19 protein-coding genes are annotated in these 23,420 nt (G+C 45.1%); 2 read left to right on the forward strand and 17 right to left on the reverse strand.

The features are described from left to right. The first annotated feature begins 11 nt into the window (after window positions 1-11). On the forward strand, window positions 12-3,197 hold the full coding sequence (locus DP120_RS08230) for an efflux RND transporter permease subunit (RefSeq protein ID WP_112223150.1): 3,186 nt from the start codon (window positions 12-14) through the stop codon (window positions 3,195-3,197). Between the two features lie 525 nt (window positions 3,198-3,722). Here the strand turns inward: DP120_RS08230 and DP120_RS08235 are convergent. The 3 genes from DP120_RS08235 to DP120_RS08245 form a co-directional block, all read right to left on the reverse strand. Further along, complete coding sequence (locus DP120_RS08235; RefSeq protein WP_112223151.1) at window positions 3,723-4,595, reverse strand: DUF1028 domain-containing protein; 873 nt, start codon at window positions 4,593-4,595, stop codon at window positions 3,723-3,725. A gap of 108 nt (window positions 4,596-4,703) precedes the next feature. Continuing rightward, on the reverse strand, window positions 4,704-4,970 hold the full coding sequence (locus DP120_RS08240) for a DUF2188 domain-containing protein (protein WP_112223152.1): 267 nt from the start codon (window positions 4,968-4,970) through the stop codon (window positions 4,704-4,706). Window positions 4,971-5,115: 145 nt separating this feature from the next. Further along, a complete protein-coding gene (locus tag DP120_RS08245; RefSeq protein WP_165843742.1) occupies window positions 5,116-6,129 on the reverse strand; it encodes a WxL protein peptidoglycan domain-containing protein in 1,014 nt (337 codons plus the stop codon). Window positions 6,130-6,598: 469 nt separating this feature from the next. Here DP120_RS08245 and DP120_RS08250 point away from each other — a divergent pair, with 469 nt between their 5' ends. Beyond that, the gene (locus tag DP120_RS08250) at window positions 6,599-7,816 is read left to right on the forward strand and encodes a LysM peptidoglycan-binding domain-containing protein (protein WP_233786165.1); all 1,218 of its coding nucleotides are present in this window, start codon (window positions 6,599-6,601) and stop codon (window positions 7,814-7,816) included. Between the two features lie 234 nt (window positions 7,817-8,050). Here the strand turns inward: DP120_RS08250 and DP120_RS08255 are convergent, their stop codons facing one another. From DP120_RS08255 to DP120_RS08320, 14 genes are all read right to left on the reverse strand, one after another. After that, window positions 8,051-8,602, reverse strand: a complete 552-nt coding sequence (locus DP120_RS08255; RefSeq protein ID WP_112223154.1) for a DUF4126 domain-containing protein — start codon at window positions 8,600-8,602, stop codon at window positions 8,051-8,053. Window positions 8,603-8,728: 126 nt separating this feature from the next. Further along, window positions 8,729-9,361: a sugar transferase gene (locus tag DP120_RS08260; RefSeq protein WP_112223155.1), complete on the reverse strand. Its 633-nt coding sequence runs from the start codon at window positions 9,359-9,361 to the stop codon at window positions 8,729-8,731. 26 nt (window positions 9,362-9,387) lie between these two features. Continuing rightward, the gene (locus DP120_RS08265; RefSeq protein ID WP_165843743.1) at window positions 9,388-10,659 is read right to left on the reverse strand and encodes a nucleotide sugar dehydrogenase; all 1,272 of its coding nucleotides are present in this window, start codon (window positions 10,657-10,659) and stop codon (window positions 9,388-9,390) included. A 64-nt stretch (window positions 10,660-10,723) separates the two neighbouring features. Continuing rightward, window positions 10,724-11,605 (reverse strand): UTP--glucose-1-phosphate uridylyltransferase GalU, encoded by an 882-nt coding sequence (gene galU / locus DP120_RS08270; RefSeq protein WP_205854518.1) that lies wholly within the window; start codon window positions 11,603-11,605, stop codon window positions 10,724-10,726. A 20-nt stretch (window positions 11,606-11,625) separates the two neighbouring features. Continuing rightward, a complete protein-coding gene (gene murJ / locus DP120_RS08275; protein WP_112223158.1) occupies window positions 11,626-13,170 on the reverse strand; it encodes a murein biosynthesis integral membrane protein MurJ in 1,545 nt (514 codons plus the stop codon). A 34-nt stretch (window positions 13,171-13,204) separates the two neighbouring features. Further along, entirely contained in the window at window positions 13,205-14,326 is a 1,122-nt protein-coding gene (locus DP120_RS08280) for a phosphotransferase (protein WP_112223159.1), read from the reverse strand. A 30-nt stretch (window positions 14,327-14,356) separates the two neighbouring features. Continuing rightward, window positions 14,357-15,286, reverse strand: coding sequence for a glycosyltransferase family 2 protein (locus DP120_RS08285; RefSeq protein ID WP_112223160.1), 930 nt, complete (start codon window positions 15,284-15,286; stop codon window positions 14,357-14,359). Between the two features lie 32 nt (window positions 15,287-15,318). Further along, window positions 15,319-16,458 (reverse strand): EpsG family protein, encoded by a 1,140-nt coding sequence (locus DP120_RS08290; RefSeq protein WP_165843744.1) that lies wholly within the window; start codon window positions 16,456-16,458, stop codon window positions 15,319-15,321. A 31-nt stretch (window positions 16,459-16,489) separates the two neighbouring features. Then, entirely contained in the window at window positions 16,490-17,542 is a 1,053-nt protein-coding gene (locus DP120_RS08295; RefSeq protein ID WP_112223162.1) for a glycosyltransferase family protein, read from the reverse strand. A 23-nt stretch (window positions 17,543-17,565) separates the two neighbouring features. After that, window positions 17,566-18,798, reverse strand: coding sequence for a hypothetical protein (locus DP120_RS08300; protein ID WP_112223163.1), 1,233 nt, complete (start codon window positions 18,796-18,798; stop codon window positions 17,566-17,568). Then, the gene (gene wecB / locus DP120_RS08305; protein ID WP_112223164.1) at window positions 18,786-19,946 is read right to left on the reverse strand and encodes a non-hydrolyzing UDP-N-acetylglucosamine 2-epimerase; all 1,161 of its coding nucleotides are present in this window, start codon (window positions 19,944-19,946) and stop codon (window positions 18,786-18,788) included. Before wecB ends, DP120_RS08300 begins: the two co-directional genes overlap by 13 nt. Before the next feature lie 3 nt (window positions 19,947-19,949). Further along, on the reverse strand, window positions 19,950-21,059 hold the full coding sequence (locus DP120_RS08310) for a capsular polysaccharide biosynthesis protein CapF (RefSeq protein ID WP_112223165.1): 1,110 nt from the start codon (window positions 21,057-21,059) through the stop codon (window positions 19,950-19,952). Continuing rightward, complete coding sequence (locus DP120_RS08315; protein ID WP_112223166.1) at window positions 21,056-22,111, reverse strand: polysaccharide biosynthesis protein; 1,056 nt, start codon at window positions 22,109-22,111, stop codon at window positions 21,056-21,058. Before DP120_RS08315 ends, DP120_RS08310 begins: the two co-directional genes overlap by 4 nt. After that, a complete protein-coding gene (locus DP120_RS08320) occupies window positions 22,051-23,334 on the reverse strand; it encodes a glycosyltransferase family 4 protein (protein WP_112223167.1) in 1,284 nt (427 codons plus the stop codon). Before DP120_RS08320 ends, DP120_RS08315 begins: the two co-directional genes overlap by 61 nt. Between the last annotated feature and the right edge of the window lie 86 nt (window positions 23,335-23,420).

Raw genomic sequence — 23,420 nt, forward strand, 5'->3', positions numbered from 1 at the left:
GAGTGTCATAGTTGAAGAAGATTATCGATTTTTCATTAAATAATAAGTTCGCCATCTGGATCTTGACCATCATGGTCATCGTGGCAGGACTTTACGCAGGATTGACGATGAAACAGGAATCGATTCCGAGCATCACTTTGCCGGCCGTTACTGTTGTAACTGTCTACCCTGGTGCTGCACCGGATGAAGTGATGGACGAAATCACTGTTCCATTTGAACAGCGGATCCAGAATATGAATGGCGTTGAACTTACGACGTCCACATCAATGGCGAACGCATCAACCATTCAAGTCCAATATGATTTTGAAGTGGACATGGATGAAGCAACGCGCGAATTGGAAGATGCCTTATCGGAAATTTCCCTTCCGGATGCAGCCAATGAGCCACAGGTATCACGCTTAAGTATAGATGCTTTTCCAATTTTAACATTGAGCATCAGTGATTCAGAAAGTTCGCTGGAAGAATTGACTGCCAGCGTGGAAGACAATGTCCTGCCTATGCTCGAAGGAGTCGAGGGCCTATCGGACGCTCAAGTTTCCGGTCAGCGCATGCAGAAAGTAAGCATGACTTTTGACGCTGCAGCGTTAGCGCAATATGGATTGACTCAGGAAACGATCCAGCAATTGATCCAGGGATCGAATCTTACATTCCCGCTCGGTTTGACCGAGTTTGGCGGCGAAGTGAAAAACCTGGTCATTGACGGCAACATCACAACAGTCGATGATCTTCGTAATCTGCAGATTCCGGCAATCCCGCAGCAGGCACAGACTCCTGGCGCCGGAGCACCTGGTGAAACACCTGCGGCTCCTGGACAGACACCGGAGGCTCCACCGACAGAAGCACCGGCTGACACGCCGGCTGCACCTCAGACACCTGCCGCTGCCGGTGTACCGACTGTAGCACTCAGCGAACTGGCAGAAATTGAAGTTGTCAGTGAAGCGGAATCGATTTCCCGCACAAACGGTGAAGAATCGATCGGAATCTCCATTGTTAAAGCACCTGATGCCAATACAGTAGAAGTTGTAAATGACGTCAAAGACATCGTTGCTGATGTTGAAGAAGAATATGGCTTAACGGTTGCGACAACGTTTGACCAAGGTGAACCAATTGAGAAGTCGGTTGAAACAATGCTCAGCAAAGCCTTCTTCGGAATCCTGTTCGCTGTCGTTATCATTTTGCTGTTCTTACGCAGCTTTAAAACGACGTTAATTTCCATCATATCGATTCCTTTATCTTTATTGATGGCAATATTCTTATTGAACCAAATGGATATAACGCTAAACATTATGACGCTCGGGGCATTGACTGTCGCAATCGGACGGGTTATCGATGATTCCATTGTCGTCATTGAAAATATTTACCGCCGCATGGGCTTGCCTGGCGAAAAATTGCGTGGCAAAGAGTTGGTCCGTGAGGCAACACGCGAAATGTTCCTGCCGATTTTCTCATCGACTATCGTTACGATCGCGGTATTCCTGCCGCTTGCACTCGTCAGCGGACAAATCGGTGAATTATTCCTGCCATTCGCGCTTGCAATGGTCTTTGCATTATCCGCTTCATTAATTGTGGCGGTAACAATTGTGCCAATGATGGCGCATTTGATGTACAGCAAGCAATTGAATAATCTTGATGCCAATAAAGCCTCGAAAAAAGAACACAAACCAGGCAAAATGGCAGCCGGCTATAAACGCGTATTGGAATGGTCTTTGAACCATAAGATCATCACTTTCGGAGGGGCAACTGTCCTTCTTGCCGCAAGTATGTTCCTATTACCGGTAATCGGCGTCACTTTCCTTCCTGAACAGGAACAGAAAATGGTCATGGCGACATACAGCCCTGAACCGGGCCAGACACGTGAAGACGTCGAAGCTATCGCACTTGATGCGGAAAGCGCAATCGATGGCCGTGAAGGCGTCACTTCGTACCAGTATTCGCTAGGCGGAGGCAATCCGATGGCAGCGATGGGCGGAGGCGGAGATAATTCCGCATTATTCTATATCGAATATGATTCTGATTTTGAAGAATTCAGCGATGAAAGCACAAAATTGATCGAAGACTTGAATGCTTCTACTGAAGCCGGCGAATGGAGCAGCCTCGACTTTGCTGCTATGGGCGCAAGCGGATTTGAATTATTCGTCTACGGCGATAGTATCGAAGACATCCAAACAGCAATCGATCAAATCCAGCCAATCATGGAAGACCATGAAGGACTGGAAAATACTGAGTCGAGTTTGACAGAAGCGTATGATCAATTCACTCTAGTGGCGAACCAGCAAGCATTGAGCGAAAACGGCTTGACTGCCGCACAAATCGGCATGGCTTTAAGCGATGTCGACGAAGCTCCTGTCTTGACGACAGTTCAGTATGAAGACAACGATATCAACGTATATGTTGAAACAGAAGAAACTGAGTACTCGAATATCGATGATGTAACGGGCATTGAAATTCCAACTGCTCTTGGAACTACAGTAACAATCGGAGATGTAATGGAAGTCGAAGAAGGAAAATCTCCTGACACGATCAACCGCAGAGACGGCCAAATGTTCGCTTCCTTGTCAGCGGAAGTACTCGGCAATAACGCAGCTGAAATTACAACTGAAATTGATGCAGAAGTCGCGGATCTTGAATTGCCGTCCGGTGTATCAATCGACCACGGCGGCGTCACAGAACAAATCAACGAATCATTCTCGCAGCTTGGCCTTGCAATGCTTGCAGCCATTGCCATTGTATACTTCGTATTGGTTGTAACATTTGGCGGAGCACTTGCACCATTTGCTATCCTGTTTTCATTGCCATTCACTGTAATCGGTGTATTGGTAGCATTATGGATTACGGGAGAAGCATTGAGTGTGAACGCATTGATCGGTGTATTGATGCTGATCGGTATCGTAGTTACCAACGCGATTGTCCTGATCGACCGTGTCATTCATATGGAGCAAGCGGGACTCACTACGCGCGAAGCACTTCTTGAAGGCGGCGTCACACGTCTCCGGCCTATCCTGATGACAGCTTTGGCGACAATAGGCGCGCTGATCCCTCTTGCCATTGGCGCAGAAGGCGATGGCGGCGGCTTGATTTCCCAAGCACTCGGCATCACGGTTATCGGCGGTTTGATCAGTTCCACTTTACTGACATTGGTTATTGTACCGATTGTTTATGAAGTGACTGCTAAGTTCAGACGCAAGGATGTTAAATAGGATTTGGAGATTGGATAGAGATAGATAGAGATTGAAGTTGAGTTTGCGAAAAAATTCAAGTTCAAGTTCAAATGATAGATGGATGGATGGAGCCCTCCGGTCGGAGGGCTCCTATTTTTGTGGGATGGTGTTGGGTGTGGGTTTGGAGGATTCTTGGTTTGGATGGGATATGTGGTTTTATTTTTATGAGCGCAACTAATTGGTTTTTGCCTGGAAATATAAAACAGTTTATTTTATGGACAACTTAAAATTGAGGCATTATACTCTAAACGCACCTCGAATATGTCTAACCGCACCTCAAACGGTTCAACCCGCACCTCAAACGCTTCAACCCGCACCCCAGATTAACACTTAAATATATATAGAAAATATTTCCAAAAGAAGATTCTCTTTCCAATCGTCCACTTCCACAAAAAAACCGATCAGCCCTTAAGCCAACCGGTCCCTTCAATTAAATCCACTCGTTCATTTTTCTTTTATCTAGTCATTCACTCTTTATTCCCCATAGTCATTAACTATCCTAATTCATTTCCGCAAATGATCCAGCACCACTTCGTCGATCAGCCGCTCTTCCGTCCAGCGGTCGTCGAAGTTTTCACGGAGGGTGAAGGTTTTCAACGCTTCCTTGACGGTTTCATTGTATCCGGCATGGTCTGTGGAATCGAGCAAGCCGCGGCGGACGAGATGGCCTTTGATTTCTTCGAACAGTTCGCCTTCGATGGCAAGCTGTTCGTCGGAGCTTTCGCCGAATACTTTATGGAGTTCGTACAGGCGCAATAGTTCTTCGATCGGCTCGGGATGGTCGTCGACTCGAAGGTCCACTTTGACATCGTTGTAACCGCCGTAGCCAGCCCCTTCCTGTAAAACATATACGGCTGCGGACTGCTTGCCGCGGCTGTCGCCGCCCGCATGTTGCGCTGCAGCCAGTGCTTTGATCAAGCGTTCCGCAAGTGGATCGGTCGATTGTTCGAACGAACGGCTCATAGCGGCGACGGTTTCTTCGCTGACTAGAATATTGCCTTGGGCGGAATGATTTTTGCCGACTTTATGGCCGGCCCAGTCGAAACATTCTTCGCCGGTGAATGCGCTCGCTTCACCTTGGGCATTGATAACCGCCACTTGGCGCAGATTACGGCCTGGATCGTCAGCCACCAGTTTTTCGATGACTTCGTCCGGTGACAGGCCTTTTTCAAGAAGCTCCAACCCTTCAGGTCCGAATTTCATGTTGGCCCATGACTGGGTGGCCACTGCGCCGACATTCGCTTTGGCCCATGGCACAACGGCACCTACTGCAAGAAATTTTGATTGGACAGCCACTCCCACTTCTCCGGTTTTCGGATCGGCGCCAATTATCGAAAAGGTTGCCACCAGCTGCTCTTTTTTCACATTATGTATCATTTAAAATCCTCCTTTTCTTCAGTTTACCCTAATTCTCAAAATATTTTATTAAAAATAAAGTAAAAAATCCTGCGGAAAATTTTACGCTTCCACAGGATTTTGACATGCTTATTTCTTATAGTTTTCCTGTTCTTCAATCTGCCCTTCGTCACTATGGATATAAACCATGGTTTCTGATTCCTGAGCCAGTCGTTTGCCTTCATCTACTGCTTCTGATTTGGATTTGTGAGTCGATTCCGGCTGATCCTGGCCTTCTTTTTTGACGGCCCAGCCTTCTTCTTCATGAGGGACAACGTGATACCGTGCGTCTTCTGTTCCAGCCCGATCTTCAAAGTACTCATTATTGTTGCCGTTGTTATTACTATTTTCTGCCATCACTGCTCCTCCTTTTCAGTTTGATGAAAACGGTGTATTGTACTTTACCCGATGGTTTTTTTCAAAAACATTTTCCGATTAAATTCAAATAGCCTTTTCCAAAAAGTAAAAGCTGCGCCTGAACAAGTCAGGCGCAGCTTAAATATTACATATGATTTTTTTCTGTAAATGTCAGGGAGTTCTTTTTTTCATTTCTTTTATCGAACTTCAACAGCAACGGCAACAGCAGAAACAAGGAAACCAGCGCTATTGCAATGGTGCGGGAAATGTTTTCCCGATTGAATGGAGAAGCAGCGGCCTCGGTCTCGCTGACAATGCCTGCTTCCTGACTTTTTGTTACAGTAAATTTCTCTTCAACAAAAAATTCCTTTTCGTCCGCTTTCCCTTTGACCATCAAAACGTATTTTCCTTCTTCAAGGGTTTTGCCTTTCAGGTTAACCGGGAATTTGATTTTGGATGTTGGTGCCATTGCGAATGGTTTAATGACTCCGCTGACAAGAATTTCGCTGTCTTTGTCCATGACGGTATAAGTACCCTGGACATTCTCGATTACGGCAGATTTGCCGTTGTTCACTTTCAGTGCCAGTTGATTTTCAAAAGGATTAAATTTCGCATCACCCAACGAAAATCCGGAAGCAGACTTGGAAGGAAGATTCAATTTGATCGCTACCAGACGTTGTCCCGGCTGTTCAAATGTATAATTACTTCCGCCTTTATTCAGTGATTCCATAGACAGATCATCAGGTGCATCAATACTTGTCAGCATAATTCCGCCAAGAAGCGTGCCGCTTGCAGAACTAGGGATTGCAAGGTGAAAGTGGATAATTTCATCTGCGCCTGGCGCAACGGTCACCGTTTCCGGGATATCAATCAAATCCGACAGATAGTGATGGTCCGGTTCTTTGGAGCTTTCATCAAGGCTGTAGATGATGCCACCTTTGTCGGCTGTTTGCGTATCAACGGCCTGTGCATACAAATTGATGGGCTCCCCGCTTTTATTCGTTATACGGATATCAAGAGACAAAGTCTTGCCCGCTTCCGAATCCAGATGGAAATAACCTTCCGAAAAACTGTGCTGTCCTTCGGCAGGCAAAACTTTAACATCAAAATCATTGGCGGGATCCGCCGCATTCACAGTAAATGGAATTAATAAGATCATGAAACACATTATAAGAACACGCAAATACATACTGTTCCCCCAGTAAATTATTCTTACAAAATAAATAGCTGTGTCACACTGACACAGCTGCAATTTTCAATGTAATTGTAAGTACAGCTTTGCAAATATAGTGAGCTTTCTATTTATCTTAAGTTCATCTTATATGCTATAAGCTTTTATATTACAATTATATTACAACACTCGTAACAATAAATCAAGCTTTCTACCTATTATTTGTCATGTAACGAAGTTTCATACCGCTTTCTGCTATGCATCGTTTCACAAATAAAGTTATCAGAAAAGTCTAACTACTTATATTTAATTTGCTGATGCTATGGTATAATGGGATTGACCTATCGGACATTCAACTCTGGCTATAAATATGCTATTACATAGATAGTAATGCTCACATAACTTTATACATACGCTAATGAACTCTATTGGTGTAAATAAATAAGGGGTGAGTTTTGTGGGGACGAAAATCGGTAAAATTGCAGCGGTCATGTTATTGGTTTTGTTCAGTTTACTTTCATTCAGCGGCCAGTCTGATGCAGCCAGTTCGATTTATGTTACCAAAGGCAACACGTCCAGCAAAGTAGTTGCATTGACCTTCGATGACGGATCTGATGGGACCAACATTAATAAGATCCTGGCCATCCTGTCAGCGCATAACGTCAAAGCTACATTTTTCCTTACCGGATCGGGAGCGGAAAAACATCCACAGGCGATTAAGAACATTGCAGCCAAAGGCCATCAGCTCGGCAACCATTCCTATTCCCACCCGGATTTCCGTACCATATCAGCCTCCCAGATGAAATCACAGCTCGACCGTACTGAAACCATTATCAAAAATCTAACCGGCAAATCGACCAAGCCTATTTTCAGAGCACCATACGGCGCGGTGAACCCGAACGTACTGGCCGGAGTCGGAGCAGCAGGATACGGCTATACTATTCAATGGAATATCGACACTATTGACTGGCGCGGCGATTCCGCCACCACCATCACCAATAAAGTGGTGAATAATATCGTACCAGGCAGCATTGTGCTGATGCACACAGGCGCCGGGGCACCGGGAACTCCGGTGGCATTGCCAAATATCATCACCAAACTCAAAGCGAAAGGCTATTCGTTCGTCACAGTTTCCCAATTGCTGAACCTGCCGTCATCGCCGCCAGCGAGCAGAGGCACGACGTATACCGTTAAAGCCGGTGATACTTTGTATTCCATCGCCCAGCGCTTCAACACCACTGTCGCCAAAATTGCAGCTGCGAATAATATCGCCAATGTCAATCTGCTGCGGATTGGACAGGTCTTGAAAATCCCAGGCACAAGTACAGCGCCAACACCAACACCGCCGCCAGCTACTTCAACAACCTATACTGTTAAAGCCGGTGACACGCTTTATTCTATCGCCAACCGCTATAACACGACCGTTGCGAAGATTGCCGCCGCAAACAATATCACAAACGTCAATTTGCTGCGCATTGGCCAGGTGTTGAAAATCCCAGGCACGACCACAACACCGCCGGCAGCCACAACGGTCAAATATACAGTCAAAGCAGGCGACACTTTATACAGCATCGCCGTTCGTTATAACACGACTGTTGCTAAAATTGCCGCTGCCAATAATATCACGAATGTTAACTTTCTCCGCATCGGACAGGTCTTGATCATTCCCCGGTAATAAAGACAAGTGTTAAAAGCCAGGCATTAAGCCTGGCTTTTTTATGGGAAAATATTTGGGGTGCGGCTTGAACTGGTTGGGGTGCGGGTCGAAGCGTTTGGGGTGCGGGTTACACTTTTCAGCCGCAGATCCGCCCTTAATAATGATAAATTAACCAATAAAAAATCGTCTTCACCACTTCACTCCTACACAAAGAAAAAGCCTCCACTAGATAAAGTGAAAACTTCCTCCCCTCTATACGCTCCTCCGCTCCCGCTTTCTGTAGAATCGGAAAATCACCAGAGGAATCAGCACCACAAACACGATCGCCAATAAAGGAACGAGAAAAATCGAGATCGGCACCAATATTGCAGTGGCATCTTCAGCTGCCGCCACGGCGGGACTGAGAAATGCAGCTTCGCTGACTCCTTTTACTGCAGTGACAGCAGTATGTGAAGCTGTTGCGATACCGCCCCCGCCAATGATTGCGATGCTCCATTCGAGCAGCGGATTCATATCACCGATAAAAGACGCCGTCAGCAGTATGCCGGCGATTGCCGCAAGCGGTGTGGCAAGGACTTTCATAAAGGAACCGATTGCTGGAATGTAATTTACTGCAACTTCAAATAATGTAGCTGCACCGAAAGCGATCAATGCCGGCGTGCTGCCAATCCAATTGAAACCTTCCGATAAAGTGGTCCAATCGATCCTGACAAAAATTCCGGTTATCAGCAAAGGGGTAAATATCCGAAAGCCTACAGTCGCACTCAGCGCGAGACCGATGCATATTGCAAGAATTGTCTCCATAACTTATCCCCCTCCGATCAGATAATTTATCTCTTCAATAAAAATGAATAAAACCGTATTCTTTATTCCTTTACCCTAAAACGGAAAAGGCAAGCGTTGGCCGGAAGTTGCCGGCTTGCGCTTGCCTTATTTTTTATCAGTTTTGGGTGCAATATAGACTTCATCGGATTTAAACACTTTGACGAAAGTTTTCATCAAAATGTAGAAGTCCAGCTTTAAACTCTTTTTTTGGATGTATTCAATATCCAAATCGATTTTTTCGTCCCAAGTCAACAGGTTACGGCCGCTGATCTGTGCCCAGCCCGTCACGCCAGGTTTTAACTGCAAACGCTGCATCTGGTACTCGTTATAATTATCTGTCTGCCCTGTGACCGTCGGCCTTGGCCCGATAAAGGACATATCGCCTTTCAGGATATTGATAAGCTGCGGCAACTCGTCGAGACTGGTTTTCCGAAGGAAGTTGCCCACCTTTGTGATTCGGGGGTCGTTATCCACCAATACCTTATGGACATCTACATTCGCTTTATACATAGTCCGGAATTTATAGATGATAAAATGTTTCCCATCTTTTCCTCCACGCTTCTGAGTAAAAAATATGGAACCTTTTGATTCCGCCTTTATGGCAATCGCGATGATAACAAAAAGTGGTGTAAGCAAAAACAATAACAGAGATGAAAAGAAGATTTCCGCCAGGCGTCCGAGATATACAGACCACAGGGACCGACGTTTATGTGTAAATCGTAAATTTTCAGTGACCATTGCTTTACCTCCCCTTTTTATAGCTTCTAGAGTCTCCATAAATTCAATGATTCCGGTTTATTTTTCTTGTTAAGAACACTCTTGATATCAAACACGATAGAGGATTCGTTTTTCAACAATTTCCGGATGGGTTTCCAGCCTGCATCACGTATTTCCTTATGAGGAACTGCGAGAATCACAGCATCTGCAGGTGCGAGTTCCTGCCATGGCGTCAGCCGTATTCCGAATTGAAGCTCCACCTGTTCCGGATCTGCCAGGCTGTCCGCCACTTGGAGTTGAAGGCCAAATTGCTGCAACTCCTCGATCATGTCAAAGACTTTCGATTTTTCGATAACCGCAGAATCCTCTTTATTGGTTACACCGATTACTACTACCGCTGCTGATTGCAGCGGCAGGCTGAGCTGGTTCATTTCTTTGATGATGGAGTTGGCAATGGATTGACCAATGCCATCATTGACCCTTAGAGCCGAAAGAATGATTTCCGGATGATGCCCGACTGCAAGTGCACGGTGAGTCAGTTGATAGGAATCCTGGGCTTTTCCGTGATTGCCGCTAAATCCGGGGCTGAATCTTAAAAAATCTTTTTTTACCGCTGCAGTCCGCAGCACATCCTGGGTATCGATATCCATCAATTTGAAAATTGCAGCGAGCTCATTCATCAAAGCCGTATTAACTGTCTGCTGGACCGTATTGACCAGCTCAGCTGCTTCTGCGACCCTGATCGACTCTGCTTTGTGGACTCTTTGCCCAAACACATTCATATAAATTTCCGAAATATAATCCAGCACCGAACTGTTCTGTCCCGCAATTATTTTGGCGGGTTTTGCGGCAGCCGTGCTATCGAATTGTTCACGTAAGTCGTCTGGGGAAAAGCCGACAAAAAATTGCTTTCCAGCCTCCAATCCGGAAAAACGTTCCAGAACAGGGATACATTTTTCTTCCGTAACACCGGGGTATACGGCTGATGAAATAACCACTACCGCTCCTTTTTTCATATGGCTGCCGGCGACTTCGCAGGCTTTCAATAACAACGATAAATCCGGATGCTTACTGACGCTGATGGTGACAGGCACCGATATGATCAACAGTGCAGCTTCGGCAATCCTTTCCGGATTATCCAATATTTCAATTGTCGAACCCCTCAGCACGTTATGTTGTGACTGCCCAAAATCCGGGTCTCCATCAAATTCCCCTTCCAGGTCATAAACAAGGACCGGATACATCTTCGCGAAGTCATTGGCAATCGGCAATCCAGCAAACCTTAATCCAATAACGCCTATTATTAAATTTTCCGTCATCATGCAGGATTCTTCCCTCCTCCAGCCAATTGCCTCAACTTCATATATTTCATCAAGACTGCCGTTATTCTTTCATAATCAAAGGTTCGTTCAATTTCTTTTCAAAAAGTTCCAATAATTTATCGCGCAGCTCCGGGCGTTTTAATGCAAATTCGATGGTCGTTTCGATATAACCGAATTTCTCTCCAACATCGTAGCGCTGGCCATCAAATTCATAGGCATATACTTGCTGTTCCTCGTTCAATTTCTGGATGGCATCCGTCAATTGAATTTCGCCGCCAGCTCCAACTTGATGTTCACCCAGGTATTTAAAAATCTTCGGATCCAGGATATAGCGGCCCATGATTGCACAATTGGAAGGCGCAGTCCCCGGTGCCGGCTTTTCGACAAAATTACGTACTTTCATCAGCTTACCGTCCCGCTCGAGTGGATCGACAATGCCGTAACGGCTCGTTTCGTCTTCCGGCACCTGTTTTACGCCAATGATACTTTTTCCCGTTTGTTCATATTGATTCATCAATTGAGCAAGGCATGGCTCTTCATTGACAACGATATCGTCACCGAGCAAAACCGCAAATGGTTCATCGCCGATGAATTTGCGCGCTGACCATATGGCGTGGCCGAGTCCAAGCGGTTGTTTTTGGCGGATATAATGAATTTCCACCTGGGAAGTTTCCGTAACCGAATCGAGCATATCAAGCTTCCCTTTATTCCGAAGCGTATCTTCCAGTTCATAGGCATGATCGAAATGATCTTCAATCGCACGCTTCCCTTTACCGGTGACAATGATGATGTCCTCAATTCCGGAAGCGATTGCTTCTTCAACGATATACTGGATAGTCGGCTTGTCGACGATTGGAAGCATTTCTTTCGGCAACGCTTTTGTCGCTGGCAGGAACCGTGTACCGAGTCCCGCTGCTGGAATGATGGCTTTTCTGATTTGCATAATAATTCCCTCCTGGTGTATTAGATTTTTCCTTGCTCAACTGCTGTATCCGCTTTGCGGAACTTCTTTTTGATTTCTTCAGCAATAATGCTTACCTCATCTATTTTAGTAAATAGAATGACCATAAAGTAAATGCCTGCGGCTGCGGCAATCGACAGCAGCAGCGCAATATTCTGATGAATAGCCAAAGTCAGTGCTTCGAAAATCAGTTTGGCGCTGATGCCCATGATTACGGAAGCAAAGCTGATTTTCGCAAATGAAACGAGCATTTGCCTTGCACCGAGTGGACCAATCTTACGGCGAAGACAATAAAACATTAAACTTGCACCTGTCAAAGCAGCTATGGAAGTTGCCAGTGCCAATCCACCGACTCCGAGGAATCTGGATAGGATAATATTAAAAACGATGTTAATCACCACTGAGATTGACGATATTATCATTGGCGTCTTGGTATCTTCCAGTGAGTAGAAAGCTTTCACCAAAGTTGAGTGGATGCCAATTCCAATCATACCCACAGCGTAGAAGAGCAAGGAAATCGAAGTCATTGCCACCGCTTCTGCGCCAAATTCCCCTCTTCCGAATACCAGTTTGATAATGGGTTGAGAGAAAATCATCACCCCGACTGTGGCAGGGACAACAAACAAACTTATAGCAGTAATAGATTTTGATAATGCCTCTTTCATTCCCTTGAAGTTGCGGACGACCGCCATTCTCGAGATGCTCGGATACATGACAGTGACAATACTCACTACGAACAATCCCGTGATGAAAGTTTCAATTTTAAAGGCGTAATTTAAAGCAGAAATGCCTCCCACTGCAATTTGCGAAGCCAGCGTCCTGTCAATAATGATATTCAGTTGGTAAATCGAAGAGCCGATTATCACGGGTATTGACAGTACGATCATCCGCTTCAAATAAAAATCCTTAAAATTTACTCTAAACTTATAGTAATAGCCCTTTTTATAAGCATAAACGATGACAATCAAAGCCTGTACTATGACGGCAAGCACACTGCCATAAACCAATATGTAAACACCATAAGTGGCGCTCAAGGCAATGGATGCTGTTGTTATTAAAATCATCGGAATGACAGCAAGCTGAGGTACTTTATAGGCATCATTGACCTGGAGATTGGCATCCATAATATAAAGCATGCCAGTAAAATAGACTGAGACGATGCTTATTCTGGTAAACAGGATTGCCAATTCGAGCGTTTCCCCTCTAAACCCCGAAGCAAACAGGAAGATCAATGGTTCTGTAAAAAGGAACACGACGACCACGATGACCGTACACAGCAGCAGGATAAAATTCAATACATTATTTGTGAATTCAATCGCTGCATCTTTTCCCTGCTCATTGTCAATTTTGCTGTAGAGAGGTATATAGCCGGTCGCGATGCCTGCACCGATCAGTGCAAAAATGACTGCTGGAATCGTCAATGAAATGATATAAGCATCTGTTATATTGGAAGCCCCGTAATAATAGGAAAAAACGATTTCCTTGATCAGGCTGGTAATCTTGACAATGATAGTTACCGCCATTAGGGCAATGATTGTTTTTTTCATATGTTCTCACTTCCGCTCTCTAACTTGAAATTTATTACTTTCGCCAGGGCATATCAGGCAGTGCATCAAGTGAAACCACGTATTCCATGAATTTCCGATATTCGTTGTGGAGCCATTCAAGATGTAGAGGTTCTGTTTTGGTCCATCTCCTCAAATACATGTTCAAAAAGAAAATATTTAAATATTCATCTTTTCTTTCTGCTTCAAACTCCATACCGAAAAGTTCAAAAGCATGGGAATAATAGTCGTCATAGTCTCCGTTCATATAACTTCTGATAAATGAATATCGTTTATTATTTATGGCTTCATTCCACATAAAGCCGAAGAAATCATAAAAAAGATACAATTTCCCTGCTAACTCCCAGTCTATGAAAAAGACTTTATTGGACTCTTCCTTATCAATCAGAATATTCGAAGACCAAAGATCTCCGTGGATATTAACAGTGACAAATGGCGTTTTCAGCAAATCATAGCTTATTCCATTAAAGATGTCCTCAAGAAATTGATTTTTTAAAGGTAATTCTCCCCAAATCTCTTCAGGGGTCACCCATTGGAAATCTCCGTAGGATACCACTTTTTCGAAATACTCCAAGTACCTGCGGAAAATTTCATTTACAACGAAATTAAAATCGTAATTATCCCAGTAAGAGCTAGCCTTATAGTCTGTATAGCGTTCAATAATCATCTGTCTAGTTTCAATGATATCGATTATTGGAGGTACTGGAAAATGAGGGCTGAATTGCTTATAAAAAGCTACTTTTCTCTTAAAAGTCCCTCTATCACTAAAAGCTATTAGGATCTCTTTGTTTTCAAAATCAAAAATTTTCACATCATTCCCGTTTCCTCCGGGCAAATAGACTTTGCCTTTAAAGTTAGTTTTTGTTTTATGCTCAATGAATAATTTTTTATTAAAGTAAATAGCCATCGCTTTTGTCATCGTCGTTTTGGTGAAAGATCGTCCATTGACAAAATTTATGACTGGGAGTCCCTGGCTGAATAATTCATTGGATTTTTTCGAAATGTTTTTATCATCGAGATGGATATATGTTAAGGATTCGTCAAAGCGATAACTCCCTGGAAAAAGGAATTGTTGATTTTCTAAGAAGCCATCAACAACTTTCTTTTTTCGATTATAATATTCCACCAATCTCTTCATCTTTTCACCTCATTTCTTTGGAACGCGTTTTCACAATAACAGCTGGACGCGCATTTTTAAGTATACGAGCATGAGCTTGATACTCCGGATACCGTTCGATAGATTGAATATCCGGATGAAATCATCATAATTGCTGATCAGCTCCTTGATATCTTCTTTATAGAGCAGGCTGCTGTTGCGGTCCAGCCGATAAAGGATCGCACCGGCAATGCGATAGGAGTCGATGGCCGCAATCGCTTCGTTTCTTCTTTTTTGATCCTTCACCCGGGTGTAAATATACTGTTTAACCGCTTCCATCCATTCAATATCTTTTTTAATCTTGTCCATCGAATTCTCACTCAGGCTCCCCGGCTGGCCGATATGGTATTCAGTCAGGTAATCCCGGACCGCCAGCACTTCCGTATCGTTCACAAGCACTTTGGAAAAGAAAATCATATCTTCTCCCCAGCTGACTCCCGGACTGAAACGGATGCCGTACTCATCGAGAAAAGATTTTTTGATAAGCCATGAATTCAAATGTGGATTGCACGTGTTGAGCAGGAATTTCTCCAGAATATCGCCTTCCGCAAAATTGAGCCTGGCTTTCTTTCTCCCTTTTTCCGTCACGTAGGAATGTCCGCAATAACAGACGTTTTCACCGCCGGCTTTCCATACCATCTTCGACAGGAAATCAGGATGCAGAATATCATCGGCATCCAAGAAGGAAATATATTCACCTCTTGCCAGGTCGATCGCATTATTGCGGGTAACGGAAACACCTTGGTTGCGTTGCTTGAAATAGATGATCCTTGAATCTTTTCTCTTATATTCGAGTGCTATTTCATGGCTGCTGTCGGTTGATCCGTCATTGATCATGATTAGTTCAAAATCCTTAAAAGTCTGCTGGAGTACAGATTCGATGCTGAAGCGGAGCCTTGCCGCTTTATTATAAATAGGCATTATCACTGAAACTTTTGGCACTATCCTCACACCTTCCGCGTTTGTATGAATTGCTAATACCTTATCTGGAAAATCGTCTTGTACGGAACGTATGTAGCAGCTCCTACATAAACGATATAAAGGAAAATCACAATGCTGAAAAGGGAGATCCCGACTTTCAGCAACACGCGGTTGCTGTCGAGGTTAAACAATGACACAATTTTTGGAATCAGCAGGAGCGAGAAAAATGTGCCGTACAGTGATAACCGGTGCCCCATAGTTCCTTGGGAAAAGAACATCAGGTAAATTCCCAGTCCAACGAAATAGAAGTTAAAATACATATTGGCGATTCGGTCATTTTCCAAAATTTTATCGCGAAGGAACAAGGCTACAACACCAATGAACAGCAGAACGAAAATCGCTTTTGTCCCTTCCTGCCCTCCCGCCGCTTCCGTATAGGGAGCATAAGTCGGCAAGTATGCGACGACGAATGAGTTGACCACCTTGCCGACAAAAGGCAGAGAGAACAGCACGACTACCAGCTTCAGAATGTCGAGCTTGACGTTGCGGATAAAATAGAAGGCTATGGCGATAAACGCCGAAGCATGGAACATGCCGGCAAATGCCACCGCAATCAGATACCGCATCAATTGCCCCCGCTCGATGAATTTAAACGCGTAGAACGTAATGGCAAGAGCTGTGAAAAGCCGTATCACACTCAAGGAATTCAGGAAGAATAGCGGGAAGCAGACAAAGAAAATGATGCTGATCCAGTAATCCTGGCTGTATCTTTTAACAGTCAAAGCAACGAGCATAATGAATATCAATGAATTGAGGAAAAAATACAGATTGGTCATGTTCATATCCCTGGCAAGTTCAATCAGGAAGATGGTCGCCAGTTCCCCGTTGCTGACGATATTTGTTACCAGGTTATATCGGACCGTTGCATAGTAAGCTTCGTAATCCCATCCGACATTATAGCGAAGCGACGAAAACAGGAAAATCACAGTCCAGGCCAGAATCAGTGTCACCGTATAGGTGCCATCCGCTTTCTGCGGACCTTGCTGCGGAACTCCCTCTGCCAAAGGGGAAGGTTCAACAAACCTTCCCTTATCGAGAGATAAATTTCCGCTATAGGATATTTTCCATGTGGCCACCAATTCGAACAGCAATAATCCGAATATGACACTTAAGAATGCAATATATATGATCATAGCCAGCCCTGCCATTTCTTCGAGAAGTTTTTTAGAATCTTAGAAACTTATTGATGCTGTCCCTGAACAGCAGATTGTCTTCAACAACTTTTTGAAAAAAAGCTTTGCGCTTTTCTTTATATTCTTCGAAATTGAATTCAGCTAAATAATTGCCGACTTTCTTTTCCAGATCAGCCAGCGAATCGACCACCAGCCCAAGCCCATATTGCTGCGTCAGTTCCGCAAGATAGGAATCTTCCGCCACAATCAGCGGCTTGCCGTGCAAGGCTGCATTGTATAATCGATTCGGAAGCAAAGTTTTGCAATTTATATTTTCGTTGTACCGCAGCCCGTGTATCAGATCTGAATCATCATACAGGCTATTTTCCTGCTCTTTTGTATAGCGGCCGGTCAAGACCACATTCCTTACTTTATTCTGTGTAATGTATGCTTCCAGATCTTTATTGAAAAGACCCTCTCCGTGATAGACGAGTTCGACTTTTTTACAATCTTTGACTGAATCTATGAAATCGATGTTCACCTGGTAATCGGACAAAGCGCCTATAAAAGCGATTTTTACTTTTTCCTTCTGGAGGAAGGCGCTTCCGCAATCTTTCAGCTCTTCAACATTGTCGATGGTCGTATTATGGCTGATCAAATATTTTTGGCTGTCGGGCAGCCATTTTTTGAAGCCCGGTGAAGAAAGGACCGTATAAGCCGAGCCTTCCACCACCTTCCGGATGTCATATGCCTTCAGAATCCGGTTATGATCCCGGATATCCAAAATGTAACTGCCTCTTTTTTTCTTTAAGAGGTAAGGTTTCAAAAAATAGGATAGTTGGATACCGAAGACGATGATTTTATCGTAATTATTTTTTTTCAGAATTCTCAGCACAAAATTTTTGAATTTAAGATAATCGATAAATCCCCTTTGGAGGGCTGTCTTACTGTCCCGGTACTTCAATGGATTATTCGGATCTTCTGTGCCATTGCGGTCCCAATTAATGACATCGTAATCAATCCCGCTGTCATCAAGCACTTTTGTGTAATTGCCCACGTACGGCATGAACAGTATATTCGACGGGCACACCAGCGCAATCTTCATCAGCAAACCTCCTTTTATTTCTTTCACATCGTTTTTTCAAGCAGAATCCCTGTTGGAGCCGATTGGCGGGCAGCCAGTTCTCTCCTGGCTGCTTCCAGCACTTCAGCTGTTTCATCCGGCATGACCGTTTCGAGGTAATGGGCGGCCTGCCGTGCACTGTCGCTGGAATGGATAATATTTTTAAAATACTTTTCTCGCATGTCCTTTTTGACATCTGCAATCCGCCGGTTATCGAGCAGCGGATATTTATTCTTCAGCTCACTTGAAGGTTCGATCGGATTGAAATCGATTGCCGTGACGATCGTCGCCGGCAATCCGCCGGACAGCACACTTGATTTTTCTCCCCAATTTCCCCCCCGCAATTGCTGGGCAGCATGCTGTTTTTCCTGTTCATTCAATTTTTTGCTTCTGACAATTTGGAAACCATGTTTTTCTAGCTCTTCTTTTACGTTTTGCTCGTCAGCCGGTGAAGCTGCCTCTTCCCGGATAATGAATACCGCCAGGCCGGGCACTTCTGGCATATCCTTCAAAATTTCATTGGTCAGTTTCGTACACCATTCATTGTCATGGCCCAGTTTTTCGAGCATATCCAACGTAGGCCGCCAGCCTTTTTCCTCCAGTAACGCATCCAGTGCAGTCATATTGATGTCAACAGCGACACCGTGCTTTTCAGCCATCTCTTTTAAAATAGTTTGAAAATCATGGCCCGGTTCGGTTACTTTCGGGGCCTGGATACCATCCTCAGATAATCCTGATTCATATCCTTTGTGGTAAAGCGCGTGGAATACGAGACTATAAAAATAATCGCTCTCAGATGGAACTTTGGCGCCTGAATCGTGCTGCACCGCCCGCTCCAGCAATTGTTGGGCGATAACTGGCGGATAATAAGCGATTTCTTTATAGGCGTAACTCGGCAATCCACTGACACTGTAGACATCGCAGGGGATACCACCTTTTCGCGGCGACCAGGTCAGTATACTGTCCAATATGGCTGCGTCATCGTCATGGACGAGAAGATCGATATCCCCTCCGTATTCGACATGGGGAAGATCTTCGAACCACCGAAGTATGACGTATCGGCAGCCTTTTTTATTTAATTGTTCGATGAACTGCGCAACTGTCATATTCCGCGGAAGCCTCCGGAATCTGCGGTCGTTGTGCACAATCTGCTTCACCTTGACCAGAAAAGTCCAAAGTTTTTTTCCATGGGCTGAGTTCTGTGCAAACATACGGAGTAATTCCTTTAATCGATACACGCCAATGCCCTCCTTTTTTCGCCGTTCTTCTGCCATACTGTCCGATTTACATAATCTGTATAAGAAAGGATGATGCGCAATACTTTGTCCGATACATTCGGCATACTGTAATCCGGCACGGGCCGCAAGGTTTGCATTTCCTGCGATTCCAGCACCGCAAGCCCCTGGAGAATCCGTTCCTTTTTAAGACCTGCCATCATGACACTGCCTTCTTCCATAGCTTCGGGACGTTCATGCGCCTGCCTGATATTAAGCGCCCGCAAGCCAAGGATCGATGATTCTTCACTGATTGTGCCGCTGTCGCTCAGCACTGCTTTTGAATGGAGCTGCAAGCTGATGTAATCGATAAAGCCAAGAGGCTTTGCCGTCTGCACAAGTGGATGGAATTCCGTTTTTTCCGATTCAATCATCTTGCGCGTCCGGGGATGTGTGCTGACGATTACCGGAAGTGCATATTTTTCTGCTACTGCATTCAGGCTTTCCACCAAGTCACTGAAGTTTTCAGGAGAGTTGATATTTTCTTCCCTGTGGGCAGAAACAATGAAGTATTCCCCTTTTGTAAGCTGTAACCGCTCGTGGATATCCGATTCGCTGATTTCCACTTTTCGTGATTCAAGCACTTCGAACATCGGGCTGCCTGTCTTGATGATGCGGTCGGCCGGCAAGCCTTCACGAAGAAGGTATTCGCGCGCGATATCGCTGTACGTCAAATTGATATCCGCCACGTGGTCGACGATTTTCCGGTTGGTCTCTTCCGGAACCCGCTGATCGAAACAGCGGTTGCCGGCTTCCATATGAAAAATCGGGATTTTTTTCTTTTTGGCAGCAATTGCGCACAGACAGCTGTTTGTATCTCCGAGCACCAGAAACGCATCAGGCTTTTCCAGTTCCAGCACCGGATCAATTTTCACCAGGATATTTCCAATCGTCTCGATGGCAGCACCATTTGCGGCATTCAGGAAATGATCCGGCTTACGCAGATTGAAATCTTTGAAAAATACCTCGTTTAATTCGTAATCGTAATTCTGCCCGGTATGGACAAGTATGTGGTCGATGGCTTCTGAAGCCTCAAGCTTATTGATGACCGCTGAAAGCCTGATGATTTCCGGCCTTGTGCCCACCACTGTCATGACCTTCAATTTCTCCATATGCTAAACCCCCATATAATACGTATCCGGTTTTTCCGGATCAAACAGCTCATTTGCCCACATGATGGTGATCATTTCGGTATCACCCAGATTTTCGATATTATGTGTATAGCCGACAGGTATATCGACGACTTCCATATCCTTGCCGTCGACAAAGTATTCAATGACCTCATCCGAATCGACTTTCCGCAACCGGATGACCCCTTTGCCGCTCACCACCAGAAATTTCTCGTTTTTCGTATGGTGCCAGTGATTGCCTTTGGTGATGCCGGGTTTGGAACGGTTCACCGATATCTGGCCGTGCCCTTTGGTGCGGAGAAATTCGGTAAACGATCCCCTATCGTCACTGTTCACTTTCAATTGATAGGAAAAGCGGTCTTCCGGCAAATAGCTCAAATAAGTGCTGTATAATTTCTTTGTCAAAGGATCTTTCATATCCGGCAGCTCAAGATTCCGTCGGCTTTCTTTGAAAAGCCTGATTTTGTCAGCCAGTTCACTAACGGTTATTTTATGCGTTTCAGGAACCCTGCAAAACTTGCCATCCCTTGTCGGCTGTCCTTTGAGTGTCCGCTTAAACTCTTCCAGCACATCGTCTATATAGCATAATTGGAGTTCTGCTCCGCGATCATTCACCTGCACTTCGAGATCCCGGGCGATATTATGGCAAAAGGTGGCGACAACCGAGTTGTAATTCGGCCGGCTCCATTTGCCGAATAAATTCACCAGCCGGTATACGAATACATCGTTTCCTGTTTGCCTTCCGTATTCGAACACCACATCTTCCCCGGCTTTTTTGCTGCGGCCGTAAGGATTATCCCGCTCAGCCTGAATAGATGAAGTGACAACAACCGGTGACCGGTTACCGTGTTTTTTCAGAAATGATAATAATTCTGAAATCAGGTCATGGTTGCCTTTCAGGAAGTCTTCTTCTTTTTCGGGGCGGTTGACACCCGCCAGGTGGAAGACGAAATCACATTCCTGTGCGTATCTTTCCAGATCGGCGGCCGTATTCTTTCTGGTATAAAGCAATAAATCTTCGTACCCCTGATTCTTCAGTTCCGCGGCCAGGTTCCTGCCGACAAAGCCTTCCGCGCCGGTAACCAGGATTTTCAACTCGGAATACCGTAATTGACAGTGGCCGGCAGTGCCGGATTAATGGCCTTCAATTCTTCCTGGATGTACGGCAGTTGAAGCAGCAAGTCCTTGATTTCACTTACACTGAGCCTTTTCGTGTTATGCGAGTTATACTCTCTTTCTGTGGAAAGTTTTTCGTCGCCTTTATTGAAGTATTTTTCGTAATTCAAGTCGCGGCTGTCGGCCGGTACTCTGTAGAAGCCGTCCATGTCCTGAGCGACAATATGTTCTTCACGGGTCAGCAGCGTTTCAAATTCCTTCTCGCCGTGGCGCGTGCCGATGATTTTGACTTCATTGTCCGCATCGAACAATTCTTTCAATGCCTGAGCCAGATCTTCAATTGTCGAAGCAGGTGCCTTCTGCACCATGATGTCGCCGGCATTGGCGTTCTGGAAAGCGAAGACAACCAGTTCAACAGCGTCTTCAAGGCTCATCAGGAAACGAGTCATATGCGGATCAGTCACTGTCAGCGGCTTGCCCGACTTGATCTGCTCCACGAACAGCGGAATCACCGATCCTCTTGAACACATCACATTGCCATAGCGTGTGCCGCAGATCAGCGTCTTCTCGGAAGACACCGTCTTCGCTTTCGCTACAAACACTTTTTCCATCATCGCCTTCGAGATGCCCATCGCATTGATCGGGTACGCCGCTTTGTCGGTCGACAGGCAAATGACTTTTTTGACACCGCAGCCGATTGATGCGTTCAGAACGTTTTCCGTACCGATAATATTGGTTTTGACCGCTTCCATCGGAAAGAATTCACAGGACGGCACCTGTTTGAGCGCTGCCGCATGAAACACATAATCTACATCATTCATGGCATATTTTACGCTTGCCAGATCCCGCACATCGCCGATATAGAATTTCAACTTGTCGTTGTTATAACGTTTTCTCATGTCATCCTGTTTTTTCTCATCTCTTGAGAATATCCGGATTTCCTTGATATCCGTGAACAGGAAGCGCTCCATTACGGCGTTTCCAAAAGACCCTGTGCCGCCTGTGATGAGTAATATTTTGTCTTTGAACAATATTCCCCACTCCCATCTTTGATAAAATGCTGCATGATGATATCGTATGACTCGGTTACATTGAACTCTTTTTCCAAATAGCGTCGTCCGTTCTCACCCAGCTGCTGCAATCTTCCGCGGTCCCGTTTGACCTGTTCGATGGCATCCCTGAATTCAGCCAATTCCCCCGCCTCTGCGTAATAACCGCATCTAGCATCGTAAATGATATCTTTCAGATCTGTATGTGGATCGGTCACTGCCAAAACCGGCTTGGCGCGGTCCATATAAGCCATCAAGCGCGATGGGATGTTCGGAATCGTGAAGCGCCGGTCAAGGTAAATCATCCCGATGTCTGCCGAATCCACCACCTTGTCGTAATCCTCTTTCTCCATCAATTTCTCCAGCCGTACATTTGAAGGTCTCCGCTGCTGAACATAATTCTCGATTTTCGGATAGTCCGTACCCGAACCGACAATCAGGAAGAACACATCGTCCTGGTTGCGGTAAAGGTCAATCGAGCGGATCAGGTAATCAATGCCCTGCGGCTTTCCAAGATTGCCTCCGTAGAGAAACAGGAGTGCATGTTCCGGAATCCCAAGTTTTCTGCGGATGTGCGTGCGCCCTTTTTTCAGGGACCTGTCAGCCGGATGGATGGAATTTGGATTAATCTCCACTTTATCCGCCCGAACTTCGGGATTATGCTGGAGCACAAAGCGCCTGTTGCCATCCGACATGCAGCCGATCATATCGCTGATTTCATAGAGGCGTCTTTCTTTTCTCCGGAAATAATTGTGCAGCAGGCTGTTTTCCTTCAACATGCCGATATCCACCGCGTTCTGCGGGAAAATATCCTTCAGCAATAAATACGTCATTCCATCACCGTGCATATTTTTCAGGTATTTAATGACCCGTTCGAATGTAATCGGCGGTGTTGTATAAAGTATCAGATCAAATTTTTTGCCACCGAGGTACGTCCGGATCGCATTGATGAACTGATCTTCCAGAAGCAGCGTGCTGACGCCTTTTTCCATCAGGTTGGTCTTTGTGACATTGCCGGTGCGCACTTTCAGGATCGGGACACCGTCCACTTCTTTCAGCTCTGTCTGCTGGTTGTGCCGCTTTTCAGTCTGGCAAACAACGGTGACCCCGTGCCCGTTTCGCTTGAATTCATGCATGAGATCGTAGTAAAGGTTGCCGTGCCGACCGTTATCGGGATATCCTAATGTGATGAAAACAACTTCCATACTACCGCTCCTTTATAAACCATAGATTTTATAATTAAGGCTTATGTTAAGCAGGGCAGGTTAAAAAGAGGTTAAGGAATAAAGAA

Origin of the sequence: Planococcus halotolerans, from assembly GCF_003289955.1 — a bacterium.
Lineage (GTDB): Bacteria > Bacillota > Bacilli > Bacillales_A > Planococcaceae > Planococcus > Planococcus halotolerans.

Coding starts and splice junctions, on each gene's coding strand:
- DP120_RS08240 (WP_112223152.1), bottom strand. CDS start 4,970: ATGGCAGAAAATAGTAATAACAACGGCAACAATAATGAGTACTTTGAA.
- murJ (WP_112223158.1), bottom strand. CDS start 13,170: ATGAAAAAAACAATCATTGCCCTAATGGCGGTAACTATCATTGTCAAG.
- wecB (WP_112223164.1), bottom strand. CDS start 19,946: ATGGAGAAATTGAAGGTCATGACAGTGGTGGGCACAAGGCCGGAAATC.
- galU (WP_205854518.1), bottom strand. CDS start 11,605: ATGCAAATCAGAAAAGCCATCATTCCAGCAGCGGGACTCGGTACACGG.
- DP120_RS08235 (WP_112223151.1), bottom strand. CDS start 4,595: ATGATACATAATGTGAAAAAAGAGCAGCTGGTGGCAACCTTTTCGATA.
- DP120_RS08320 (WP_112223167.1), bottom strand. CDS start 23,334: ATGGAAGTTGTTTTCATCACATTAGGATATCCCGATAACGGTCGGCAC.
- DP120_RS08295 (WP_112223162.1), bottom strand. CDS start 17,542: ATGAAGATTGCGCTGGTGTGCCCGTCGAATATACTGTTCATGCCGTAC.
- DP120_RS08290 (WP_165843744.1), bottom strand. CDS start 16,458: ATGATCATATATATTGCATTCTTAAGTGTCATATTCGGATTATTGCTG.
- DP120_RS08255 (WP_112223154.1), bottom strand. CDS start 8,602: ATGGAGACAATTCTTGCAATATGCATCGGTCTCGCGCTGAGTGCGACT.
- DP120_RS08265 (WP_165843743.1), bottom strand. CDS start 10,659: ATGACGGAAAATTTAATAATAGGCGTTATTGGATTAAGGTTTGCTGGA.
- DP120_RS08280 (WP_112223159.1), bottom strand. CDS start 14,326: ATGAAGAGATTGGTGGAATATTATAATCGAAAAAAGAAAGTTGTTGAT.
- DP120_RS08245 (WP_165843742.1), bottom strand. CDS start 6,129: ATGATCTTATTAATTCCATTTACTGTGAATGCGGCGGATCCCGCCAAT.
- DP120_RS08260 (WP_112223155.1), bottom strand. CDS start 9,361: ATGGTCACTGAAAATTTACGATTTACACATAAACGTCGGTCCCTGTGG.